This window comes from Sphingosinicella humi (assembly GCF_003129465.1).
GTDB lineage: Bacteria > Pseudomonadota > Alphaproteobacteria > Sphingomonadales > Sphingomonadaceae > Allosphingosinicella > Allosphingosinicella humi.
Genome location: NZ_QFFF01000001.1, coordinates 2,107,801 through 2,127,089 on the forward strand (window position 1 = coordinate 2,107,801; position 19,289 = coordinate 2,127,089).

The following is a 19,289-nucleotide window of genomic DNA, read 5'->3' on the forward strand; positions in this document are numbered from 1 at the left end:
CCGGCTTTCGCCGGGGAACTGCTACCCTCGATACCAGTCCCGGTTCAGCCGGCGCGCGGCGGTGAGATAGAGGGTCGCGGCGGCGAGATAGAAGGCGAGGCCGTAGATCATCGAGTAGCGGAGCGAATCCTCGCCATAGGTGGCCGCCATGCTGTCGGACATGAAGCCGAGGAACCAAGTGCCGAAGCCGATCCCGATCAGGTTGTTGACGAACAGGAAGATGGCCGAGGCGGTGGCGCGCATCTGCGGCGGCACGACCTGCTGGATCGCCGCTATCCCTGGTCCGAGCCAGGCGAGGGCGAGCGCGGTCGGCACGAGGAGCAGCAGGAAGGTGACGAGGAGCGACGGCGCGAACAGTCCGACCGCATAGAGCGGGATGGCGAGGAGGAAGCAATAGGCCGGGACGCGGGCATAGCCGCCCGGGTCGGTCGCGCCGGCCTTGTCGCCGAGCCAGCCGCCCATCCAGACGCCGGCGAGGCCGCCGATCAGGGCGATGGTGCCGTAGAAGAGGGAGCGGTCGACGAGATCGAGGCCATGGCTCCGCGCCAGGAAGGAAGGCAGCCAGAAGGCGAAGCCGTAGCCGATCACCGAGCTGCAGGCGGAGCCGAAGGAGAGCAGCCAGAAGCTCGGCTTTTTGGACAGGATGCGGCCGACCTGGGCGAGGCTCGCGGCCTCTTCGGTGCGGGCTTCGTCGAAACCGCCGCGGGGCGCCTCGGGAACGCCGAACTTGACCAGCGGCGCGAGGAAAAGGCCGGCGAGGCCGACGATGATGAAGGCGGCGCGCCAGTCGATGTTGCTGGCGATCCAGCCGCCGAAGAAGATGCCGAGCGCCGAGCCGATCGGAATGCCGAAGGAGAAGATGGCGAGCGCCCGCCCGCGCTGGTTCGGCGGGAAGCTGTCGGAGATGAGGGCGTAGGAGGGGGCGACGCCGCCCGCCTCGCCGACGCCGACGCCCATGCGGGCGAGGAAGAGCTGCCAGAAATTGCCGGCGAAGCCGCACAGCGCGGTGAAGCCGCTCCACAGCGCCAGGCTTACCGAGATGATGGTGACCCGGCTCTTGCGGTCGGCGAGCCAGGCGATGGGGATGCCGAGGCCGGTGTAGAATAGCGCGAAGGCGAGCCCGCCCATCAGGCCGAGCTGGCCGTCGGTCAGGCCCAGGTCCTTCTTGATCGGCTCGGCGAGGATGCTGACGATCTGCCGGTCGAGGAAGTTGAAGATATAGGCGAGGAGCAGGATGGCAAGGACGCGGCGTCCGCTTGTCGCTGCCATCATCCTGCTCCCCGCCTTGTCCATCAGAAGTTGTAGCCCACGGTCAGAAACACCTGCCGCGGCGCGCCGTAATAGGCGGTGAGGACGCCTTCCGCCCCCAGGGTCGGGCTGAAGCCCGGGCTTCCGTTGGGCAGGATGAACGCGCCCGTATCGGGGTTCTGCCGCAGGAAGTTGTAGCCCGACACGATATATTCCTTATCCGTCAAGTTCTTGCCGTGGAGGCCGATCGACCAGCGGTCGTCATCGGCCGTCCAGACGATGCTGGCGTCCCACAAGGCATAGCCCGGCTGGTCGAGCATCGGCGTCGGCAGCTCGAACTGATGGGTCTTGCTCCGGTAGGAAAGCGTGCCGATGAGGTTCAGCATGCCCGCGCCCACCGGCGTGCCATAGTTGAGAGTGCCGCTCGCTGTCCATTTCGGCGTGTTCTGGATCTCGCGCCGGTCGGCGACGTCGATGCCGCGGGCGTCGATGAACTGCTTGTAGTCGGCGTTGATGTAGCCGAGCGCCCAGTTGAAGCCGAGCGAGTCGCCCTGGGTCGCGAAATCCTCGGCGAGGCGGGCGGCGCCTTCGAACTCGATGCCCTGGAAGCGGGCCTTGCCGGCGTTGGTGGTGACGCCGATGAAGGTCTGCTGGCCGTTGATGACCGCACCGACCGAGCCCGGCACCTGCACGTCCTCATAATCGGCGTGGAAGGCGGCCAGGCTGAAGTTCAGGCGGCGGTCGAGAAGGCTCGCCTTCCAGCCGATCTCGTAGCTGTCGACGGTCTCCGGCTCGAACGACATGAAGTCGAACACCTCGTCGGCATCGACGGTGCCGTCGCCGTCGAGGTCCGGCGCCGCCGTGCTGACGCCGCGCGGATCGAAGCCGCCGCCCTTGAAGCCCTTGGAGTAGCTTGCGTAGAGATTGTGGTCCGGCGTCGGCTTGAAGCTGATCGAGGCGCGGGGCGTGAATTCCTCGAAATCGGCGCTTCCCGTGAAGTCCGACTGGACGAGGAAGAGGGTGCCGCCGCCACCGAAGAAGGGCGATCCGCCGCCGATGAACACCTGGCGGAGGATGTCGGAGGTGCGCTCGTCCCAGGTGTAGCGTCCGCCGAGCGAGACGCTGAGCTGCTCGGTGAGATCGTAGGTGGCGTCGGCGAAGATCGCGAAGGTCTTGGTGTCGACGTCGCCGAAGGTGAGGGCGGTCACGGTGTTCGGCAGCCGGACGTCGAAGACGGTCTCGGCATTGGCATCGAGATAATAGCCGCCGAGCAGGCCGGCGAGCCGGCCGTCGTCATAGACGAGCTGGATTTCCTGCGAGAGCTGGTCGTTTTTGTAGACCGCCGGCACGTCGACATCGACGGCGGGCAGGGCGTCGAAGTCGATCGGGCTGCCGCTCTCGTCGGCGCGCCAGGCGCTGATGCTGCGCAAGGTCAGCGTGTCCGACATCTCGACGTCGAGATGGGCGCTGACCCCGCCGGCCTTCACCTTCTGCTCGGGATCGAGCAGGGCGCCGCGCGAATCGAACACGTCGTCGAGCACGGGCGTGCCGGAAACGAGGCCGGGGATGAGGCGATGGCCTCCGCGTGGATCGCTGCGGTCCTCGGTATAGTCGCCGGCGATCCTGAGCTCTACCGCGTCGCCGACGTCGAGCTCGGCGGCGAGGCGGCCGGCCCAGATGTCGCGGTTGTAATTGTCGAGGCCGGTGGTGAGGTTCTTGCCGAAACCGTCGCGGCTGAGACGGGCGGCGGTCGCGCCGACGCGGAAGGAGTCGGTGATCGGCGTGCTGAGGCCGACGATCAGATCGGCCTGCTCATAGGTGCCGAGCGTGGCGCGGACGCGCACGCTGGGGTCGTCCGGCAGGCGCGCCGTCACATATTTGACCGCGCCGCCGATGGTGTTGCGGCCGTAGAGCGTGCCCTGCGGGCCGCGCAGGATTTCGATCCGCTCGACGTCGTAGATGTCGAGCAGCGCCGCCTGCGGGCGGTTGAGGTAGACGTCGTCGAGATAGATGCCGACGCCGGCCTCGAAGCCGGCCACCGGATCCTGCTGGCCGACGCCGCGGATGAAGGCGGTCAGCGTGTTGTTGGTGCCGCGCGAGGCTTCGAGCGTGACGTTCGGCGTGGTGTCGCTGATCTCGGTGATGTCGAGCGCGCCCTGCATGGCGAGCTCCTCGCCGCTATAGGCGGTCACGGCGATCGGCACGTCGAGCAGATTTTCCTCGCGCCGGCGGGCGGTGACGACGATGGTGTTGCCGGTCGCGGCCGGCTCCTCCACGGCGAGCGGCGCGTTTGCATCGGCGGTCTGCGCGGCGAGGGGGGCGGTGGCGGTGAGGGCGGCGACGGCGGTGCCGATCCTGAGCGCCGTGAGGCTATATGTATTGCGGGCCATGACGTCTCTCCTGTTCAAGCGGTTGTTGTTGGATGTTCGCGGACGCGCGGCAGGCTGGCGGCGAAGTCGCGGATCGCGCGGTTGAAAGGTCCCGGTTGCTCGAAATGCGGGCTGTGGCCGGAGTGGTCGAACCGGAGCGCGCGGGCATCGGGCAGCGCCGCTACGAGATGATCGGCGGTGTCGGAGCCGTAGAGATGGCTCTCGGCCCCGTGGATGATGAGCGTCGGCTGGCAGATGCGGCCGAGGCGGGATCGGAAATCCTGCTGCACGAGCGACGACCAGAGCGCGCTGATGGCGCCGGCCTCGTTCTTTGCGAACTCCTCGCCGGCCCAGTGGGCGCTTTCGGCCAGCGCCTCGGCATTGGAGGCGGCGAAGATGGCCTGGCCTGCGGCATTGGCGAAGGTCGGGAAGTCGGCCTCGATCGCCCGCCGCCTTGCCTCGCAGGCGTCCTCGGAAAGCCCTAGTCGCCAGCTGTCGTCGTTCATGACGCGCGGAGTCATGTCGACGATGACCGCGCCCGCGAAGCGATCGGCGGCGGCGCCGGTCAGCACCTGCCAAAGGACCGAGGCGCCGAGCGACCAGCCGACTCCGATCGCGTCCTCGAGGTCGAGCAATTCGACCAAAGCGGTGACGTCGCCGGCGAGCTGCTCGATGGTCGGCGCCTCGCCCGGCGATCGCGATTCGCCATGGCCGCGAAGATCGACCGCTATGAGGCGGAAGCTGTCGGCGAGTTCATGCTGGCGCTCGAAAAATCCGCGATGTGCCATGAGGCCGTGGAGCAGCAGCAAAGGCCGACCCTCGCCCATGTCGTCATAGGCGATCCGAGCGCCATCGGTTGCGGTGAAATACGGCAAGAACCCCTCCCCGGCGGCCCCTCTTCGGAAGCTCGCGGTCCCCGCTGCCTGCCACTAAGTGAAACATGAGTCAACGTTCAACTTGCCCCCACGCTTGCGCGAAGGTGAAAGTCCGTTCAAGTTCCTCTCCGGGAGGGGCCATGTCCGATTTGAACCGAGCCAGCGCATCGGCCGACAAGACGCCGCGCACCGAGCGGGGGCGAAAGACTCTGCGGCGGCTGCTCGAGGCGGCGGCCGAGGAATTCGGCGAGCGCGGCTATCATGAGGCGGCGATCACCGGCATCACGGGCCGGGCCGGCGTCGCGCTCGGCAGCTTCTACACCTATTTCGAGAGCAAGGAGGAGGTGTTCCGCGCGCTGGTGCGGGACATGAGCCGGGCGACGCGCGCCCATGTCGCCGAGGCGGTCAAGGACGCTCCCGACCGGATCGCGGCCGAGCGCATCGGCCTTACCGCCTTCATCGCCTTCGTCCGCCAGCATCGCGAGCTTTATCGGATCATCGAGGAAGCGCAGTTCGTCGCCGACGATGTCTATCGCGAGCATTATCGCACCTTCGTCGAGGGCTACCGCCGCAACCTGGCCGCCGCCGCGGCGCGGGGCGAGATCGTCGCCGGCGACGACGAGCCGCGCGCCTGGGCGCTGATCGGCATGAGCGTGTTCCTGGGCATGCGCTACGGCATCTGGGAGGAGGACCTGTCGCCGGCCGAAGTCGCCGATGCCGCGATTTCGCTGGTGGCGGAGGGCCTGAGAAAGCGCGGCTGATGGTCGCCGACATTCCCGATCTCCTCGCCAAGAGAGCCGAACTGTCGCCGGACAAGATCGCGCTGGAGGAAGTGGCGACGGGGCGCTGCCTCACCTATGCCGAGTTGGACCGTCGCGCCGGGCAGGCGGCTTCGCTGATGGCGTCGCGGGGCGTGAAAGAGGGGGATCGCGTGGCGATCCTCTGTCGCAACCGCATCGCCTTTTTCGAGCTGCTGTTCGGCTGCGCCAGGCTGGGCGCGATCCTCGTCCCGCTCAACTGGCGGATGCCCGGTTTCGAGCTCCACCAACTGGTGGAAGATTGCTCGCCCAGCCTCCTGTTCGCGGGACGGGACGACAGGGCGTCGGTTGAAGCCCTCGCTATTCCGGCGATCGATCTCGACGGCGACTATGAAAGGATGCTGCACGCCTCGGCGCCAGGCCGCTGGCGCTCGCGCTGGCCGAGCGAGAGCATCTGGTATCTGATCTACACTTCAGGGACGACGGGCTGGCCGAAGGGCGTCATCTACAATTTCCGCATGGCGCTCGCGAACTACGTCAATATCGGCTCCGCCATCGACCTCAGGTCCAGCGACACGACGCTGACCTTCCTGCCGCTTTTCCACACCGCCGGGATCAATCTCCACAGCCTGCCGACGCTGTTCGCCGGCGGCCGCGTCGTCATCCTCGACGGGTTCGACGAAGAGGCGGTGGTGCGGCTGCTCGAGGAGCGGCGGCTCGATACTTTTTTCGCCGTGCCGACGGTCTATCAGGCGCTGCTCGATCATCCCCGCTTCGCTTCCGCTTCCCTCGACCATGTCCGCCACTGGGGCTGCGGCGGCGCGCCGCTGCCGGATTCGGTAGCAGAGCAGTATCGCGACCTTCGGGTCAGGATATGCAACGGCATGGGCATGACGGAGACGGGGCCTACCGCTTTCCTGATGAACCCGGCCGATGCCTGGGACCGGATCGGGTCGGTCGGCAAGCCGCAGCTCCTGTGCAGCGTGCGCATCGTCGACGAGGAGGGCCGCGACGTCAGGGACGACGAGGTGGGCGACCTGCTCTTCTCCGGCCCGGGCATCACGCCGGGCTACTGGAACGACGCGGAGACGACGCGCGCCGCCTTCACCGCCGACGGCTGGCTTCGCTCGGGCGATCTCGCCCGGCGCGACGCGGACGGCTTCTATCATGTCGCCGGACGACGGAAGGAGATGTTCATTTCGGGCGGCGAGAATGTCTATCCGGTCGAGGTGGAGAATGTGCTCGCCGCGCATCCGGCCGTTGCCGAAGCCGCCGTGGTGCCGGTGCCCGACTCCAAATGGGGCGAGGTCGCGCGCGCCTTCATCGTCGCCGCCTCCGATGTGAGGCCGGCGCCGGAGGAGTTGCAGGCCTTCTGCCGGGCGCGCCTCGCCGCCTACAAGGTGCCGAGGAGCTTCCAATTCGTCGCCGACTTCCCGCGCACGGCGTCGGGCAAGATACGCAAGCACGCTTTGTAACGACGCAGGCGCGCCTGCCGCCTGCCAGGCCAGGCTGTATCGAAAGGCTCGCCCGCGCCTTTCTCGGCTGATATCCGCGAGCCATGCGGCTCCTGACCCACGCCATCGTTGTTGCCGTTCGGAGCCATGGCGAGCATGGCGCCATCGTTCGCGCGCTGACCCGCGACGACGGGATCCAGCCGGGCTATGTGCGCGGTGGCCATTCGCGACGGTTGCGGCCGATCCTGCTGCCCGGCAACCTCATCCAGGCCGAATATCGCGCCCGCAGCGAGGACCAGCTTGCCCAGCTCAGCGTCGAGCTTGTGCACAGCCGGGCGCCGCTGCTGTCCGAAGCGCTGCCGGCCGCCGCCGTCGACTGGACCTGCGCCCTCACCGCCGCGACGCTGCCGGAGGGGCAGGCCTATCCGCGGCTCTATGAGGCGCTGGACGGGGTGCTAGCGGCCGTGGAGGCGGCGCCCAGCGCCAAGGGCTGGGCGACGCCCCTCGTCCGCTACGAGCTGCTGCTGCTCGCCGAGCTGGGCTTCGGCCTCGACCTCAGTCAATGCGCCGCTTCGGGCGCCACGGAGAATCTGGCTTATGTCAGCCCCAGGAGCGGCCGCGCCGTCAGCGAGGCGGGAGCGGGGGAATATCGCGATCGGTTGCTGCCGCTACCGCCCTTCCTCCTCGCCGGCGGGCCGGCGGAATGGGAAGATATCTATGCCGGCTTCCGCCTCACCGGCCATTTCCTCGCCCGCGACCTGCTGATCGAGCGCCAGGCCGACGTGCTGGCCGCGCGCGAGCGGCTGCTGGAGCGCCTGCGCCGCGTCACGCGTTGACGACGATGCCAGGAAGATGGAAGGTCGGCCGGTGAAGAGCCTTTTTGCCCATAGCCAGACGACGCGGGACGTCACCGTCCGGGTGTCCGTCAGCTACCTGCCCGAACAGTCGGAGCCCGCAAAGGGCCGCTGGTTCTGGGCCTATCATGTCCGCATCGAGAATGAGGGCGCGCAGGCGGTGCAGCTGGTCAGCCGGCAATGGACGATCCTCGACGGGCGCGGCGGCCATCATGAGGTGCAGGGGGAGGGCGTCGTCGGCGAGCAGCCGGTGATCGAACCGGGCGGCTCCTTCGACTATGTCTCGGGCTGCCCGCTCCACACGCCGACCGGCTCGATGGAAGGCCGCTATTATATGATCGGCGAGGACGGCGCGACCTTCGCCGCCGCCATTCCACGCTTTCCGCTGGTCGCGCCGACCGTTCCCAGCTGAGGCGCTAGACGCAGCGCCGGATGTCGGTGGCTTTGAGGAACATGCCGCCGACATGTCCCGTCTGGCACCAGGCCACGCGGGCGCGCACCAGACCGATCTTCGGGAGGTCGATCGAGACGAAGTCGCCGCGCGTCAGCTGTTCCGTGCATTCGGCGCGGAAGCCCCGGAAGGACAGGTTGCAGATGAGCACGTCGGCCTGGTCGAAGCCGCTATGCCGCAGGCGCGAGGGAATGGAGACGTTCAGCCTCTTTCCCGATCGCTTCTCGATATGTCCTGGCGCTGTTGCCATAGCTTGTTCCCGAACGTCGGGGCCGCCGGCCCTCAGTTGATCCTTGCTGCCGCGATCGCCCGCTCGAGGACGGCCGGGTGCAGGGGCGCCGCGAATTCGCAGCCGACCTCGTCGCCCCGCCGCCACGCGACGCGGGCGCATTGGGCTTCCAGGCCGGGGAGCGTCAGCCAGACGTGCGACTCGATCGGAAGCGTGTCGAAGCTTTCCATCCGGAAGCCGTCGGTCGAAATGTCGAGCAGATCGACCCGCACCTTCTTGGCGCCCGGCCGCCTCAGACCGGCACCCATCGAGACCTCCGACCGCTCCGCCTTGCGAAGCTCGTGGAAGCCGCTCGTCGATATTTCCGCGGCTAATCTCATAGCGCCCTCTTTTCCACGTTCGAGCCTTAGGGCTTTTTCGCTAAGGAACGGTGAACGCGGGCGAATTCCTGCCGGTGGGGCTATTCCAGCAATATCGTCAGCGCGCTTGCCGAGGGCAGCAGGAGGAGGAGCGCCAGGGCTATGTCGAAGATGCGCAGCGGGAGCATCCGGTCGCCGCGCCGACGGTGGAAGAGGAGGTCGACGGCCGTGATCCACAGGATCGACAGGCCGCAAAAGGCCGCGACGGCCAGCGCCGCTCCATAGGGCAGCGCCAGCGGCTCCTGCAGCGCGGCATAAGCGGGCCACAGGATCAGCGCGGCCAGCCCCGCGACCACGCCGACACCGGTGGCGCGGCCGATCGTCCACCATCTCAGCATCGCGCTATTCCCGGCGATCGCCCGCTGCGCTCACGCGTCGATCTCCTCTTCGTCCAGCTCGGCGGCGTGGCTCTGGATGAACTGGAAGCGGTGCTCCGGGTTCTTGCCCATCAGCCGGTCGACGAGGTCGCGGACGGCGGAGCGCTCCTCATATTCCTGGGGGAGGGTGATGCGGATGAGACTGCGGGTCCTGGGGTCCATGGTGGTCTCGCGGAGCTGCTGCGGGTTCATCTCGCCAAGACCCTTGAAGCGGCCGACCTCGACCTTCTTGCCCTTGAAGGTGGTGCGCTCCAGCTCGGCGCGCTGATCGTCGTCCTTCGCATAGGCCACGGTTCCGCCCGCCGAGAGGCGGTAGAGGGGCGGCTGGGCGAGATAGAGGCGGCCCTTGCGGACCAGATCGGGCATTTCCTGGAAGAAATAGGTCATCAGCAAGGTAGCGATGTGGGCGCCGTCGACGTCGGCGTCGGTCATGATGATGACGCGCTCGTAGCGCAGGTTGTCGACGTCGCAGCGGTCGCGGGTGCCGCAGCCCAGCGCGAGGGTGAGGTCGGCGATTTCCTGGTTGGCGCCGATCTTGGCGGTGTTGGCGCTGGCGACGTTCAATATCTTGCCGCGGATCGGGAGGATCGCCTGGGTCTTCCTGTCGCGGGCCTGCTTGGCCGAGCCGCCGGCGCTGTCGCCCTCTACGATGAACAGCTCGGTGCCGGCGGGATCGTCATTGGCGCAGTCGGTGAGCTTGCCGGGGAGGCGGAGCTTGCGCGAGGAGGTCGCGGTCTTGCGCTTCACCTCGCGCTCGGCCCGGCGCTTCAGCCGCTCGTCCATGCGGTCGAGGACGAAGCCCAGAAGGGCGCGGCCGCGGTCCATATTGTCGGTCAGGAAATGGTCGAAATGATCGCGGATCGCGGCTTCGACCAGGCGGGCCGCGTCGGGGCTGGTGAGGCGGTCCTTGGTCTGGCTCTGGAATTGCGGGTCGCGGATGAAGACCGAGAGCATGATCTCGGCGCCCGCGACGACGTCGTCGGCGTGGATGTCCTTGGCCTTCTTCTGGCCGGTGAGCTCGCCGAAGGCGCGCATGCCGCGGGTGAGGGCGGCGCGGATGCCCTGCTCGTGGGTGCCGCCGTCGGGCGTCGGGATGGTGTTGCAATAATAGGAGGAGCCGCCCTCGCTCCACAGCGGCCAGGCGACCGCCCACTCGACCCGGCCCTGATCGTCGGGAAAGTCCTGCTGCCCCTTGAAGAATTCGGACGTGGCGCATTCGCGGCTACCCACCTGCTCCTTCAGATGGTCGGCTAGGCCGCCGGGAAACTGGAACACGGCCTCGGCGGGCGTGTCGTCCTCGATCAGCGCGGGATCGCATTTCCAGCGAATCTCGACCCCGGCGAAGAGATAGGCCTTCGACCGCGCCAGGCGGTAGAGCCGCGCCGGTCGGAACTTGGCGCCCTCGCCGAAAATCTCCGGATCGGGCGTGAAGGCGATGGTGGTGCCGCGCCGGTTCTGGGTGGCGCCGACCTTCTCCAGCTTCGAGGTCGCGTGGCCCTTGGAGAAGCTCTGGCGGTAGATTTCCTTGTTGCGGGCGACTTCCACCACCGTGTCGTTCGACAGCGCGTTGACGACGCTGACGCCGACGCCGTGGAGACCGCCCGAGGTCGCATAGGCCTTGTGGCTGAACTTGCCGCCCGAGTGCAGCATGGTGAGGATCACCTCGAGCGCCGACTTGCCCGGATATTTGGGATGCGGGTCGATCGGGATGCCGCGGCCATTGTCGGCGATGGTGAGGCGGTTGCCCGCCTCCAGGGTCACCTCGATGCGGCTGGCATGGCCCGCCACCGCCTCGTCCATGCTGTTGTCGAGCACTTCGGCGGCGAGATGGTGCAGCGCCCGCTCGTCGGTGCCGCCGATATACATGCCGGGCCGCCGCCGAACGGGCTCCAGCCCTTCGAGAACCTCGATCGAGGAAGCGTCATAGTCGTTGGAGGAGGGAGTCGCGGACGAGAACAAATCGGACATGGCGATGCTATAGGGCGGCGTGCGGCGCCCTGCCAAGCGCGGGGTTGAGGGCAAATTCCGTCACCCCGGTTGACGCCGGGGTCCAAGAACGGCGGCTTCGTCGGTGAGGCGAGTTCGGAGTCGCTTTATTCTGCCAATCGCGTGTTCTTGGGTCCCGGCTTTCATCGGGATGACGATTGTCGCGCCATGAATCGCTATCGAAGGGCGCCTTTCATCTGCCAGCCCCGCTCGCCGGGATGACAGCTCGTGCGCAAAGCGTTAACCCTTTGGGAATAATCTTTCGCCCTCGACTCTGTGGCTCTGTGGGAGGCCTTGATGCTGGCTGGGCTCATTCAGCGGGGAATCGGCGGCCGTCAGTCCCATTGGGGGGAGCTGGCCTTCGAATCCGCGACCTTCTCGCTTTCGACGCAGGTGCCGCGGCCGACCGACCGGCGCGCGGAAAAGCGCGTCGCCGCCGTTCTGCCGCTGGTCAAGCTGGCGACGGCGAAGGGAGAGGATTTCGCCCGTATCCGCAACATCTCGGCCGGCGGCGTGATGGTGGAGACGGCCGGCCCCGTCCCGCCCGTCGACGAGACCGTCCATATCGAATTCAACTCGCATCAGCGCGTCACCGGCCAGGTGGTGTGGACCCGGCCGCCGATGGCCGGGATCAAGTTCGACGAAACCATGGACCTGCGCGCGTTCCTCTCCGGGCCGCGGCCCCGGGGCGGCCTCGTCCCGCGGCCGCCGCGGCTGGAGATACGCTGCGGCGCCACGGTGCGCGTCGGCAAGCTCTACCACAAGGTCGAGGTGCGCGACATTTCCCAGGGCGGCGTGAAGGTCGAGATCAACGATTGGCGCTGCGTCGGCAAGCCCACGGTGATCACCGTCGAAAGCCTGCGGCCGATCAAGGGCATCATCCGCTGGTATCGCGGCGGCCAGGCCGGCATCGTCTTCGACAAGCCGCTTACCTTCGAAGAGCTGGCGGAGTGGCTGGGCAAGCGGGTGGAGATCGCCAGCCTCAAGACGGGGGCGTGGGAGAAGGACCGACTCTGAAGGGGGAGGGGGTGTGGCGGCGCCTCGGAAGCGGGGTCGTTGGCTGACTAGGCTCCAGTGGGAGCGCCCTTTCGTCATCCCGGCGAAAGCCGGGACCCAGGAACGCTGGTCGTTTCAGGTGAGGCGGTGAGCTGGTCGCCTATTCTACCAGTTTCGTGTTCTTGGGTCCCGGCGTTCGCCGGGATGACGGTTAGGTGGGTGGGGTCTCCTCGTCCTCGCCGTGGATGCGGTCGAGGTAGGCGGAGGCTAGCTGGTAGTGCGCCTGGACGGCGCGGGTGTCGTCGGATTGCTGGGCGAGGGCGATCTGCTCCTCGGCCCGGCGCTGGTAATAATCCTCGTCGTCACGAGACATGCTCGATCCGTTCTCCTGATATGTGCGTGGACCGGAGCCGAGCGGCTCCGTCGTGGGTGGAGCATTAACGATGATGATGGCAGAGCGTTCCCAGGACGAAAATATCCATATGGGTTAAACAACTTGACACCGTGACGCTCATGTGGCACAGTGCGATCACGCTGAGAAAGTGTAGCTGAGTCCCGCCGAGGCGGGAGAGGAGGCCGGGCCCGTTTGGGCGCCGGCCTTTTTGTCGTGGAGGGAGATATGACGAAGGCGGACGAGGCGGGGGCGGGTGAGGAGGTGATCTTGTCGGGCGGGCGCAAGCCCCGGGTGCGGCGGCCGCGACGGGACGGGTGGACGGCGGAGCGGCAGCGGCTGTTCCTCGACGAACTGGCCGCGACCTGCAACGTGCAGGCGGCGGTCCGGGCGGCGGGGATGAAGCCCGGCATGAGCGTCTATGCGCTGCGCAAGCGGTCGGCGGCGTTCAGGGCGGAGTGGGCGAAGGCGCTGGCGGAGGGCTATGCCAAGCTGGAGCTGGCGCTGCTCGACCGGGCGATGAACGGAACGGTGAAGACGGTCGAGCGCGGCAACGGCATCGTCGACAAGACTCGCGAATATCCGAACGGATTGGCGATCCAGCTTTTGAAGCTGCACCGCGAGGGCGCCGCCATGGCCGAGGTGGAGGCTGGGTCCGAGGAAGTGGAGGAAGTTCGCCGGCGAGTCGTCCGCAAGCTGTCGGCGCTGGAGAAGAGGCTGAGCGGCGAGGATGGCGGGGCATGAGCGAGCCGCTCATCAGCCTCGAGCAGCTGCGGCTGTTCCTGAACCTTCGCGACGAGGAGAAGGCGCGGCGGCTGGCGAGCATGAGCTATGCCGACCTTTTGAAGTTCGACGCCGACTTCGAGCTGTGGGCCCATCGCGGGCAGCTGCCGCCGGCGGGGGAGGGCTGGCGAACCTGGCTGATGAGGGCGGGGCGCGGCTATGGCAAGACGCGGGCCGGGGCGGAGTGGATCACCCGGCTGGCGACCCAGAAAGGGCGGCGGGTGCGCATCGCCCTGGTCGGCGCGACCGAGGACGAGGTCCGCCAGGTGATGATCGAGGGCGAAAGCGGATTGCTGGCCGTCGGCGCCAACCGGGGGCGGACGCCCCGGTGGGAACCCAGCCTCAAGCGTTTGACCTGGCCGGGCGGCAGCCGGGCGTTCGTCGGGCGACAATCCCGACGGTCTCAGAGGCCCGGCGCATCATTATGCCTGGTGCGACGAGCTCGCCAAGTGGCGGCGCGGCGACGAGACCTGGGACAATCTGCAGCTGACGCTCCGCTGCGGCGAGCGGCCGCGCGCGCTGGTGACGACGACGCCTCGGCCGATCCCGCTGCTGAACCGGATCGAGGGCGAGAAGCGCACGGTGACGACGCGGGGCCGGACGGCGGACAATCCGCATCTTTCCGACGGCTTCTTGCAGGCGATGGTGGATGCCTATGGCGGCACGAGGCTCGGCCGGCAGGAGCTGGATGGGGAGATAGTGGAGGATGTCGAGGGGGCGCTGTGGACGCGCCGGTTGATCGAGACCTCACGAGCGCCCCTCGACTTCGCTCGGGACGAACGGATCAGGCGAGTGGTGATCGGGGTCGATCCGCCGGCTTCGGCGGCGGGGACTTGCGGGATCGTGGCTTGTGGGCTGGGGGCGGATGGGCTCGGCTATGTGCTGGGCGATCATAGCGTGAGCGGAGTCTCGCCCGAAGGCTGGGCGCGGGCGGTGGCTTATGCGGCGGAGCTGCATGGCGCGGACCGGGTGGTGGCGGAGAGCAACCAGGGCGGGGCGATGGTCGAGAGCGTGCTGAGGAGCGCCGATATGAGCCTGCCGGTGAAGGCGGCCCATGCGCGGCTCGGCAAGGGGCGGCGGGCGGAGCCGGTGGCGATCCTGTTCGAGAAGGGCAAGGCGCGGTTCGCCGGCGCCTTTCCGGAGCTGGAGGACCAGCTTTGCGGCCTGACCCTGGGCGGCGGCTATGAAGGACCCGGGCGATCGCCGGACCGGGCGGACGCGATGGTGTGGGCGATGGCCGAGCTGATGCTGGCGCCGGTGCGGGCGGAGCCGCGGATCAGGGTGTTGTGAGGGGGTGCTTTGGGGTCATCCGGGCGGAAGCGGGGGGCCGAGAACGCGGAGAAGGTGGCAAGGATGACGGGTTCGTCGCCTACCCGGTTACGAGGGTGTTCTTGGGTCCCGGCGTTCGCCGGGATGACGGGGCCTGGTGTTTGATGACGGGGCCTGGTGCTTGATGACGGGGCCTGGTGCTTGATGACGGGGCCTAGTGCTTGATGACGGGAGCTGGTGCTTCAGGTCCGGCGCTTGGCTGAGAAATAGCCAACGCCGGCGCCGACGACGGCACCGAAGAGCGGGCCCACGAACGGGACGGGGATGGCGACCACGGCGCCGATGGCTGCCGCAATGGCCGTTCTCTTGGCGACGGGATCTTCGAACATGGCGTCTGCCTCCTACGAGTGTGTTATTTATATAACACGGGAGGGGAGGCGTTGGAAGAGACCTGGCAAGCCATTTCCGTCATCCCGGCGTAGGCCGGGATCCAAGACCATCAGCGTGAACGGGAAGGCGCGGACTCGTCGTCCTGGCGACCATTTTGGTGTTCTTGGGTCCCGGCTTTCGCCGGGATGACGCATGCTGATTCTATCCGCGTTAGCGGATGCGGGGGCCGCCGAAGGGGAGGGGCGGGGGCGGGCGGCGGTCGCGGCGTGGAAGCTGGGCCTGGTAGGCGACGCCGCAATGCTCGACGCAATAGGGGAAGCCCGGATTGGCCGGCGCGCCGCAGAAATGGAAATCGGGCTCGCCGGGATGGCCGAGCGGCCATTTGCAGATCTTCTCGTTCAAATCGAGCAGGCTGGTCTTGTCGGCGACCTCGGGGCTCGGTTTGGCCGGCACCAGGCGGCGCGGCGGCGCCGGCGGGATCGGCGCCTGCTGGTCGCCCGGACCCTGGCGGAGGAAGCCGCCGGGGCCGACCGAGACGATGCGGGGCTGCTGCGGCTGGGCCGGCGCGGGCTGCGGCTGGGCGGCAGCCGGAGCAGCGGGTTGCTGCTGCGGCGGCGGGGCGGGCTTGGGCGCCGGGTCCTTCCGGGGCGCGTCGGCGGGGGCGATCTCGGCGGCCGAAGCCGCGGCCGGGACGGGCTTGGCCTTGGGCTGGGCAGCCTCATTGGCCTTCACCGGGGAGGGGCGCGACTGGAGACCGAGTCGGTGGGCCTTGCCGATCACCGCATTGCGCGAGACGCCGCCGAGCTCGTCGGCGATCTGGCTCGCCGTCATGCCCTTGCTCCACAGTTCCTTCAGCCGGTCGATGCGCTCGTCGGTCCAGGACATTCAACAAATTCCTTCATGCGATAGCCGCGCGACCGAACGGGTCCGGCGCCGCCAATATCTCAAAACCCTGAAAGGGATCACGCCGCTCATTAGCGATTTCGGCCCTCTATGTGAAGGCGGCGATGGGCGAATTCAAGGTTGGCGGGGCGGGCGGTTCAACCGCCCTTCGCCAGCTTTCCATCGACCATCGCATAGATGCTGTCGGCCGCGGCGATCGTTTCCTGGCGATGGGCGATGACGATGCGGGTGATGCCGAGGCCGGAGATGGCGGCATTGACCTGCCGCTCATGCTCGATGTCGAGGTGGGACGTGCCCTCGTCCATGAGCAGGATGGCGGGATCGCGGTAGAGCGCGCGGGCGAGGAGGACGCGCTGCTTCTGGCCGCCGGACAGGGTCGAGCCCATGTCGCCGACCAGCGTCTCGTAGCCCATCGGCATGGCCGCGATGTCGGCGTGGATGGCGGCGGCCTGGGCGGAGAGGATGATCCGCTCGGTATCGGGCGCGTCGTCGAACAGGGCGATATTGTCGGCCAGCGAGCCGGCGAAGAGATGGTCGTCCTGGAGGACGGCGGCGATCTGGTCGTGATAGTTTTTGTGGCCGAAGCGGGCGAGGGAAACGCCGTCGACCAGCACCACGCCCTCGTCGGGCTCCAGGAGGCCGAGCATGATCTTGGCGAGGGTGGACTTGCCGCCGCCGGAGGGGCCGGTGATGGCGATATGGTCGCCGGGCTCGACGACGAGGTCGACGCCGTCCAGCACCAGCGGATCGGTCGGGCTGTAGCGGAAGCCGACGCCGCGCAGCTCGAGCCGGCCCTTGAGCTCGGTGCGGGGCGGGAGGGCCTTGGCGAAGCTTACATCCTGGTCGGACATGGCGATGTCCGACAGGCGCTCGAGGTGGAGGCCGAGCATGCGGAAGGCGATGCCCTGGTCGATCAGCGCCGCGCCCTTGTCGATGAACTGGGTCTTGTAGGCGAGATAGGCGAAGACCATGCCGACGCTGAAGCCGCCGTCGATGACGAAACCGACCGCGAGCCAGATGGTGACGACCGTCTCGATGCCGAAGATCAGCGTGTTGCCGACCTGCTGCCAGATGCCGATGCGGGCGAGGCCGATATTGGCGTTGACCGCGTCGGTGAGCTTGGTCTGCCACTGGGCGTGGCGCTGGCTCTCGCGGTTGAACAGGCGGAGCGTGACGACGCCGCGGATGCTCTCGATCAGCATCGACTGCTCCTTGGCGCGGGCGACGATCGTCTCCTCCTCCGCCTCGCGCTGAAGCGAGAAGGAGACGAAGCGCACCAGGCCGTAGAGGGCGAAGGCGGTGAGGGCGACGAGCGCCAGGGTGGCGCTGTAGAAGAACATGACGACGAGGGTGAGGACGGCCAGCGCGCCGTCGACCACGGCCGCCACCGCGCCTTCGGTCAGCGCCTTCTGGATCGGCGTGATCGACTGGAAGCGGGAGAGGACGTCGCCGACATGGCGCCGCTCGAACCAGGAGACGGGCAGGCGGAACAGGCGCCGGGCGATGTTGGCGGCGACGCCGTAGCTGAGCGATGTCCCGGCCGAGAGCAGCACGAAGGCGCGCAGCAGCGAGGCGCCGGCGTTGATCAGGGTGAACAGGCCGAAGCCGAGCGCCAGCACGGTCAGCAGGTCGTAATCGAGGGCGGGGAGCGCCTGGTCGATGGCGAGCTGCATATAATAGGGCGAGGCGAGGACGAAGGCCTGCATGACGAGGCTCAGCACCAAGGTCTGGGCGAGCGCGCGCTTGAGCCCGGTCATGCGCCGCCAGAGCTGCGGGAGCCTCAGGCGCTCGCGCCTGGTTTCCGGCTCGAAATCGTCCGCCGGCCTGAGCTCCAGCGCGACGCCGCTGAAATGCTTCGACAGCGCGTCGAGCGTATACCATTTCGAGCGGCCGTCCGGATTGTGGACCAGCGCCTTGCCGCCCTTCACCTGCTCCAGGACGACATAATGGTTGAGGTCCCAGTGGAGGATGGCCGGCATGTGGAGGTTCATCACCTCCTCCAGCGGCAGCTTCACGGCGCGGGTGGAAAAGCCGATCTGGTCGGCCATCTGGATCAGCGACTTGAGCGCCGCGCCCCGCATCGACGGCGTGAACTGGCGGCGGAGCGTGCCGAGATCGACGTCGAACCCGTGATAATTGGCGACCATCGCCAGCGAGGCGAGGCCGCATTCCGCCACTTCCGTCTGGCGGACGAGCCGAACCCGCCCGCGCGACAGAAGGCCGAGATCGAGCACGCCGCTCATCGGTTCTTCACCGCCAGCAGGGGCTCGAACAGCCATTCGAACAGGCTCTGCTCCTCGGTGACGATCCGGGCGGTGAGGGTCATGCCGGGAAGCAGCGGCTGGCGCTCGCCGAAGGCCATGACCCAGGGATGGGCGAGCGCCGCGGTGACGAGATAGACAGGAACGGTCGTGCCCTCCGCTCCGGCGCGCGGAATGGCGGCCGAGGACACCTGCACGATCTCCGCCTCGACGGTGCCGAAGCGCTGATAGGGGAAGGCATCGACCGCAAGCCGGACATTCTGGCCCGCCTCCAGGAAGCCGGCGGCGCTGCTCGGCACGTAGAGCTCAACCCGCGGCGTCGCGCCCTTCGGCATCAAGGTCATCAACGGCTGCTCGCTGCTGACCGCCTGGCCGATCCGGGCGGTGATGGCGGTGACGGTGCCCTCGACCGGCGCGGTCAGCACATAGCCGCGCGCGGCCTGCGCATCGACGCGGCGCTGGGCGAGCGCCGCCCGACTGGAGGAGAGGCTGGCGGCCTCGGCGCGCGCCTGCGCCTCGACCCGGGCGATGTCGCGCCGCGCCTCGGCGAGCGCCGCCTCCCGCGCGCTGCGCTGCTGCCCATATTGGGCGAGCTGCTGCTGGCGGGCGAGCAAGGTTTCCTCGCGCTGGAGCACGTCGCGGCGGCTGATGAAACCGCGCTTGGCGACATCCTGGATGAGCTCGACCTCGCGCGCGGCGCTGGCGACCAGCTCACGCTGCACGCCCATCTGCCGGTCGAGATGGGCGATCTCCTGCACCAGCCCGTCGATCTGCGCGGCGAGGCGGGATCGTTCGGCTTCGGCGGCGGTCAATATCTGCTGCGACTGACGGGCGAGGCTGGTATCCTGCTCCTCGATGGCGGCAAGGATGCGCTCGGGCGCCGTGCCGCCCGCCGCCAGGTTCTCGTCGGCGCTGATCTGGGCGAGAGAGGCGCCGGCCTCCACCGTCTCGCCTTCCTTCACATGCAGCGCCGCGACGATGCCCTGCCGGGTGGGAACGATCGGCGCCACGCCGCGATCCAGCACGACGGCGCCCGGAACGGTCTCGACCCGGGAATAGGAAGCGACGGCGAGAAAGAGGAGGGCGATCGCCAGCGCCGCCAGCAGCCCATAGCCGATCAGCTGCCACGACACGGGCAGAGCGAGGTTGACCTCGCCGTGCAGCCGGTCGGCCCGATATTCCAACGCCTCCTTGCGGAATAAAGACAATCCGCCCCGCCCCCCTTCGAATCTTCCGCGAGGCTAAACCTCAAGGCCCCGGGCTGCAATCGGGGACG

At 68.0% G+C, this 19,289-nt stretch carries 19 protein-coding genes and 2 pseudogenes; 9 read left to right on the plus strand and 12 right to left on the minus strand.

Annotated features, from left to right (window positions below; all coding sequences use genetic code 11):
- Nucleotides 1–21: 21 nt before the first annotated feature.
- Genes DF286_RS10445 through DF286_RS10455 form a run of 3 tightly spaced genes read right to left on the minus strand, consistent with a single transcriptional unit; the run spans nt 22 to nt 4,492 of the window.
- Nucleotides 22–1,272, minus strand: coding sequence for a spinster family MFS transporter (locus tag DF286_RS10445; protein ID WP_170303954.1), 1,251 nt, complete (start codon nt 1,270–1,272; stop codon nt 22–24).
- A 20-nt stretch (nt 1,273–1,292) separates the two neighbouring features.
- Nucleotides 1,293–3,638, minus strand: a complete 2,346-nt coding sequence (locus DF286_RS10450; RefSeq protein WP_109271379.1) for a TonB-dependent receptor — start codon at nt 3,636–3,638, stop codon at nt 1,293–1,295.
- A gap of 14 nt (nt 3,639–3,652) precedes the next feature.
- The gene (locus DF286_RS10455; RefSeq protein WP_109271380.1) at nt 3,653–4,492 is read right to left on the minus strand and encodes an alpha/beta fold hydrolase; all 840 of its coding nucleotides are present in this window, start codon (nt 4,490–4,492) and stop codon (nt 3,653–3,655) included.
- Nucleotides 4,493–4,632: 140 nt separating this feature from the next.
- Between DF286_RS10455 and DF286_RS10460 the strand changes: the two genes are divergently transcribed.
- The 4 genes from DF286_RS10460 (at nt 4,633) to apaG (ending at nt 7,970) form a co-directional block, all read left to right on the plus strand.
- Nucleotides 4,633–5,253 carry a TetR/AcrR family transcriptional regulator gene (locus tag DF286_RS10460; protein WP_109271381.1) on the plus strand — a complete coding sequence of 207 codons (621 nt, stop codon included), beginning with the start codon at nt 4,633–4,635 and terminating at the stop codon, nt 5,251–5,253.
- Complete coding sequence (locus DF286_RS10465; RefSeq protein WP_109271382.1) at nt 5,253–6,725, plus strand: class I adenylate-forming enzyme family protein; 1,473 nt, start codon at nt 5,253–5,255, stop codon at nt 6,723–6,725. The genes DF286_RS10460 and DF286_RS10465 overlap by 1 nt, the downstream gene beginning before the upstream one ends.
- An 83-nt stretch (nt 6,726–6,808) precedes the next feature.
- Entirely contained in the window at nt 6,809–7,540 is a 732-nt protein-coding gene (gene recO / locus DF286_RS10470; protein WP_109271383.1) for a DNA repair protein RecO, read from the plus strand.
- 31 nt (nt 7,541–7,571) lie between these two features.
- On the plus strand, nt 7,572–7,970 hold the full coding sequence (apaG, locus tag DF286_RS10475) for a Co2+/Mg2+ efflux protein ApaG (protein WP_109272138.1): 399 nt from the start codon (nt 7,572–7,574) through the stop codon (nt 7,968–7,970).
- Nucleotides 7,971–7,974: 4 nt separating this feature from the next.
- On the opposite strand, the gene DF286_RS10480 is transcribed toward apaG, so the two are convergent.
- The 4 genes from DF286_RS10480 to parE all read right to left on the minus strand — a co-directional run bounded on the left by DF286_RS10480 (nt 7,975) and on the right by parE (nt 11,002).
- Complete coding sequence (locus DF286_RS10480) at nt 7,975–8,259, minus strand: PilZ domain-containing protein (RefSeq protein ID WP_109271384.1); 285 nt, start codon at nt 8,257–8,259, stop codon at nt 7,975–7,977.
- Between the two features lie 32 nt (nt 8,260–8,291).
- The gene (locus DF286_RS10485) at nt 8,292–8,618 is read right to left on the minus strand and encodes a PilZ domain-containing protein (RefSeq protein WP_109271385.1); all 327 of its coding nucleotides are present in this window, start codon (nt 8,616–8,618) and stop codon (nt 8,292–8,294) included.
- 80 nt (nt 8,619–8,698) lie between these two features.
- On the minus strand, nt 8,699–8,995 hold the full coding sequence (locus DF286_RS10490) for a hypothetical protein (RefSeq protein ID WP_109271386.1): 297 nt from the start codon (nt 8,993–8,995) through the stop codon (nt 8,699–8,701).
- Nucleotides 8,996–9,025: 30 nt separating this feature from the next.
- Nucleotides 9,026–11,002 (minus strand): DNA topoisomerase IV subunit B, encoded by a 1,977-nt coding sequence (gene parE / locus DF286_RS10495; protein ID WP_109272139.1) that lies wholly within the window; start codon nt 11,000–11,002, stop codon nt 9,026–9,028.
- Nucleotides 11,003–11,317: 315 nt separating this feature from the next.
- On the opposite strand from parE, the gene DF286_RS10500 reads away from it, so the two are divergent.
- On the plus strand, nt 11,318–12,037 hold the full coding sequence (locus tag DF286_RS10500) for a PilZ domain-containing protein (RefSeq protein WP_109271387.1): 720 nt from the start codon (nt 11,318–11,320) through the stop codon (nt 12,035–12,037).
- A gap of 190 nt (nt 12,038–12,227) precedes the next feature.
- On the opposite strand, the gene DF286_RS15155 is transcribed toward DF286_RS10500, so the two are convergent.
- Nucleotides 12,228–12,389, minus strand: coding sequence for a hypothetical protein (locus DF286_RS15155; protein ID WP_158274663.1), 162 nt, complete (start codon nt 12,387–12,389; stop codon nt 12,228–12,230).
- A 246-nt stretch (nt 12,390–12,635) separates the two neighbouring features.
- On the opposite strand from DF286_RS15155, the gene DF286_RS10505 reads away from it, so the two are divergent.
- The 4 genes and pseudogenes from DF286_RS10505 to DF286_RS15555 all read left to right on the plus strand — a co-directional run bounded on the left by DF286_RS10505 (nt 12,636) and on the right by DF286_RS15555 (nt 14,480).
- Nucleotides 12,636–13,151, plus strand: a complete 516-nt coding sequence (locus tag DF286_RS10505; RefSeq protein ID WP_146193599.1) for a hypothetical protein — start codon at nt 12,636–12,638, stop codon at nt 13,149–13,151.
- A gap of 179 nt (nt 13,152–13,330) precedes the next feature.
- Nucleotides 13,331–13,510, plus strand: a pseudogene (locus tag DF286_RS15545) (terminase large subunit domain-containing protein); the annotation flags it as partial.
- A gap of 130 nt (nt 13,511–13,640) precedes the next feature.
- A pseudogene (locus DF286_RS15550) lies at nt 13,641–13,871 on the plus strand (ATP-binding protein); the annotation flags it as partial.
- 3 nt (nt 13,872–13,874) lie between these two features.
- Complete coding sequence (locus DF286_RS15555; RefSeq protein ID WP_341533243.1) at nt 13,875–14,480, plus strand: phage terminase large subunit family protein; 606 nt, start codon at nt 13,875–13,877, stop codon at nt 14,478–14,480.
- 221 nt (nt 14,481–14,701) lie between these two features.
- On the opposite strand, the gene DF286_RS15160 is transcribed toward DF286_RS15555, so the two are convergent.
- The 4 genes from DF286_RS15160 to DF286_RS10525 all read right to left on the minus strand — a co-directional run bounded on the left by DF286_RS15160 (nt 14,702) and on the right by DF286_RS10525 (nt 19,221).
- Nucleotides 14,702–14,848 (minus strand): hypothetical protein, encoded by a 147-nt coding sequence (locus tag DF286_RS15160; RefSeq protein ID WP_158274664.1) that lies wholly within the window; start codon nt 14,846–14,848, stop codon nt 14,702–14,704.
- A gap of 211 nt (nt 14,849–15,059) precedes the next feature.
- Nucleotides 15,060–15,734 carry a GcrA family cell cycle regulator gene (locus tag DF286_RS10515; protein WP_109271389.1) on the minus strand — a complete coding sequence of 225 codons (675 nt, stop codon included), beginning with the start codon at nt 15,732–15,734 and terminating at the stop codon, nt 15,060–15,062.
- A 155-nt stretch (nt 15,735–15,889) separates the two neighbouring features.
- Nucleotides 15,890–17,995: a peptidase domain-containing ABC transporter gene (locus tag DF286_RS10520; protein ID WP_109271390.1), complete on the minus strand. Its 2,106-nt coding sequence runs from the start codon at nt 17,993–17,995 to the stop codon at nt 15,890–15,892.
- Nucleotides 17,992–19,221 carry an HlyD family secretion protein gene (locus tag DF286_RS10525; RefSeq protein WP_243444797.1) on the minus strand — a complete coding sequence of 410 codons (1,230 nt, stop codon included), beginning with the start codon at nt 19,219–19,221 and terminating at the stop codon, nt 17,992–17,994. The genes DF286_RS10520 and DF286_RS10525 overlap by 4 nt, the downstream gene beginning before the upstream one ends.
- Nucleotides 19,222–19,289 lie beyond the last annotated feature (68 nt).

Excerpts from the sequence above, each read along its gene's own strand:
- DF286_RS10460 (WP_109271381.1), top strand. The coding sequence starts at position 4,633 with ATGTCCGATTTGAACCGAGCCAGCGCATCGGCCGACAAGACGCCGCGC.
- DF286_RS10505 (WP_146193599.1), top strand. The coding sequence starts at position 12,636 with ATGACGAAGGCGGACGAGGCGGGGGCGGGTGAGGAGGTGATCTTGTCG.
- DF286_RS10480 (WP_109271384.1), bottom strand. The coding sequence starts at position 8,259 with ATGGCAACAGCGCCAGGACATATCGAGAAGCGATCGGGAAAGAGGCTG.
- DF286_RS10485 (WP_109271385.1), bottom strand. The coding sequence starts at position 8,618 with ATGAGATTAGCCGCGGAAATATCGACGAGCGGCTTCCACGAGCTTCGC.
- DF286_RS10515 (WP_109271389.1), bottom strand. The coding sequence starts at position 15,734 with ATGTCCTGGACCGACGAGCGCATCGACCGGCTGAAGGAACTGTGGAGC.
- DF286_RS10520 (WP_109271390.1), bottom strand. The coding sequence starts at position 17,995 with ATGAGCGGCGTGCTCGATCTCGGCCTTCTGTCGCGCGGGCGGGTTCGG.
- DF286_RS10450 (WP_109271379.1), bottom strand. The coding sequence starts at position 3,638 with ATGGCCCGCAATACATATAGCCTCACGGCGCTCAGGATCGGCACCGCC.
- DF286_RS15160 (WP_158274664.1), bottom strand. The coding sequence starts at position 14,848 with ATGTTCGAAGATCCCGTCGCCAAGAGAACGGCCATTGCGGCAGCCATC.
- DF286_RS10500 (WP_109271387.1), top strand. The coding sequence starts at position 11,318 with ATGCTGGCTGGGCTCATTCAGCGGGGAATCGGCGGCCGTCAGTCCCAT.
- DF286_RS10490 (WP_109271386.1), bottom strand. The coding sequence starts at position 8,995 with ATGCTGAGATGGTGGACGATCGGCCGCGCCACCGGTGTCGGCGTGGTC.
- DF286_RS10465 (WP_109271382.1), top strand. The coding sequence starts at position 5,253 with ATGGTCGCCGACATTCCCGATCTCCTCGCCAAGAGAGCCGAACTGTCG.
- parE (WP_109272139.1), bottom strand. The coding sequence starts at position 11,002 with ATGTCCGATTTGTTCTCGTCCGCGACTCCCTCCTCCAACGACTATGAC.
- DF286_RS15155 (WP_158274663.1), bottom strand. The coding sequence starts at position 12,389 with ATGTCTCGTGACGACGAGGATTATTACCAGCGCCGGGCCGAGGAGCAG.
- DF286_RS10445 (WP_170303954.1), bottom strand. The coding sequence starts at position 1,272 with ATGATGGCAGCGACAAGCGGACGCCGCGTCCTTGCCATCCTGCTCCTC.
- recO (WP_109271383.1), top strand. The coding sequence starts at position 6,809 with ATGCGGCTCCTGACCCACGCCATCGTTGTTGCCGTTCGGAGCCATGGC.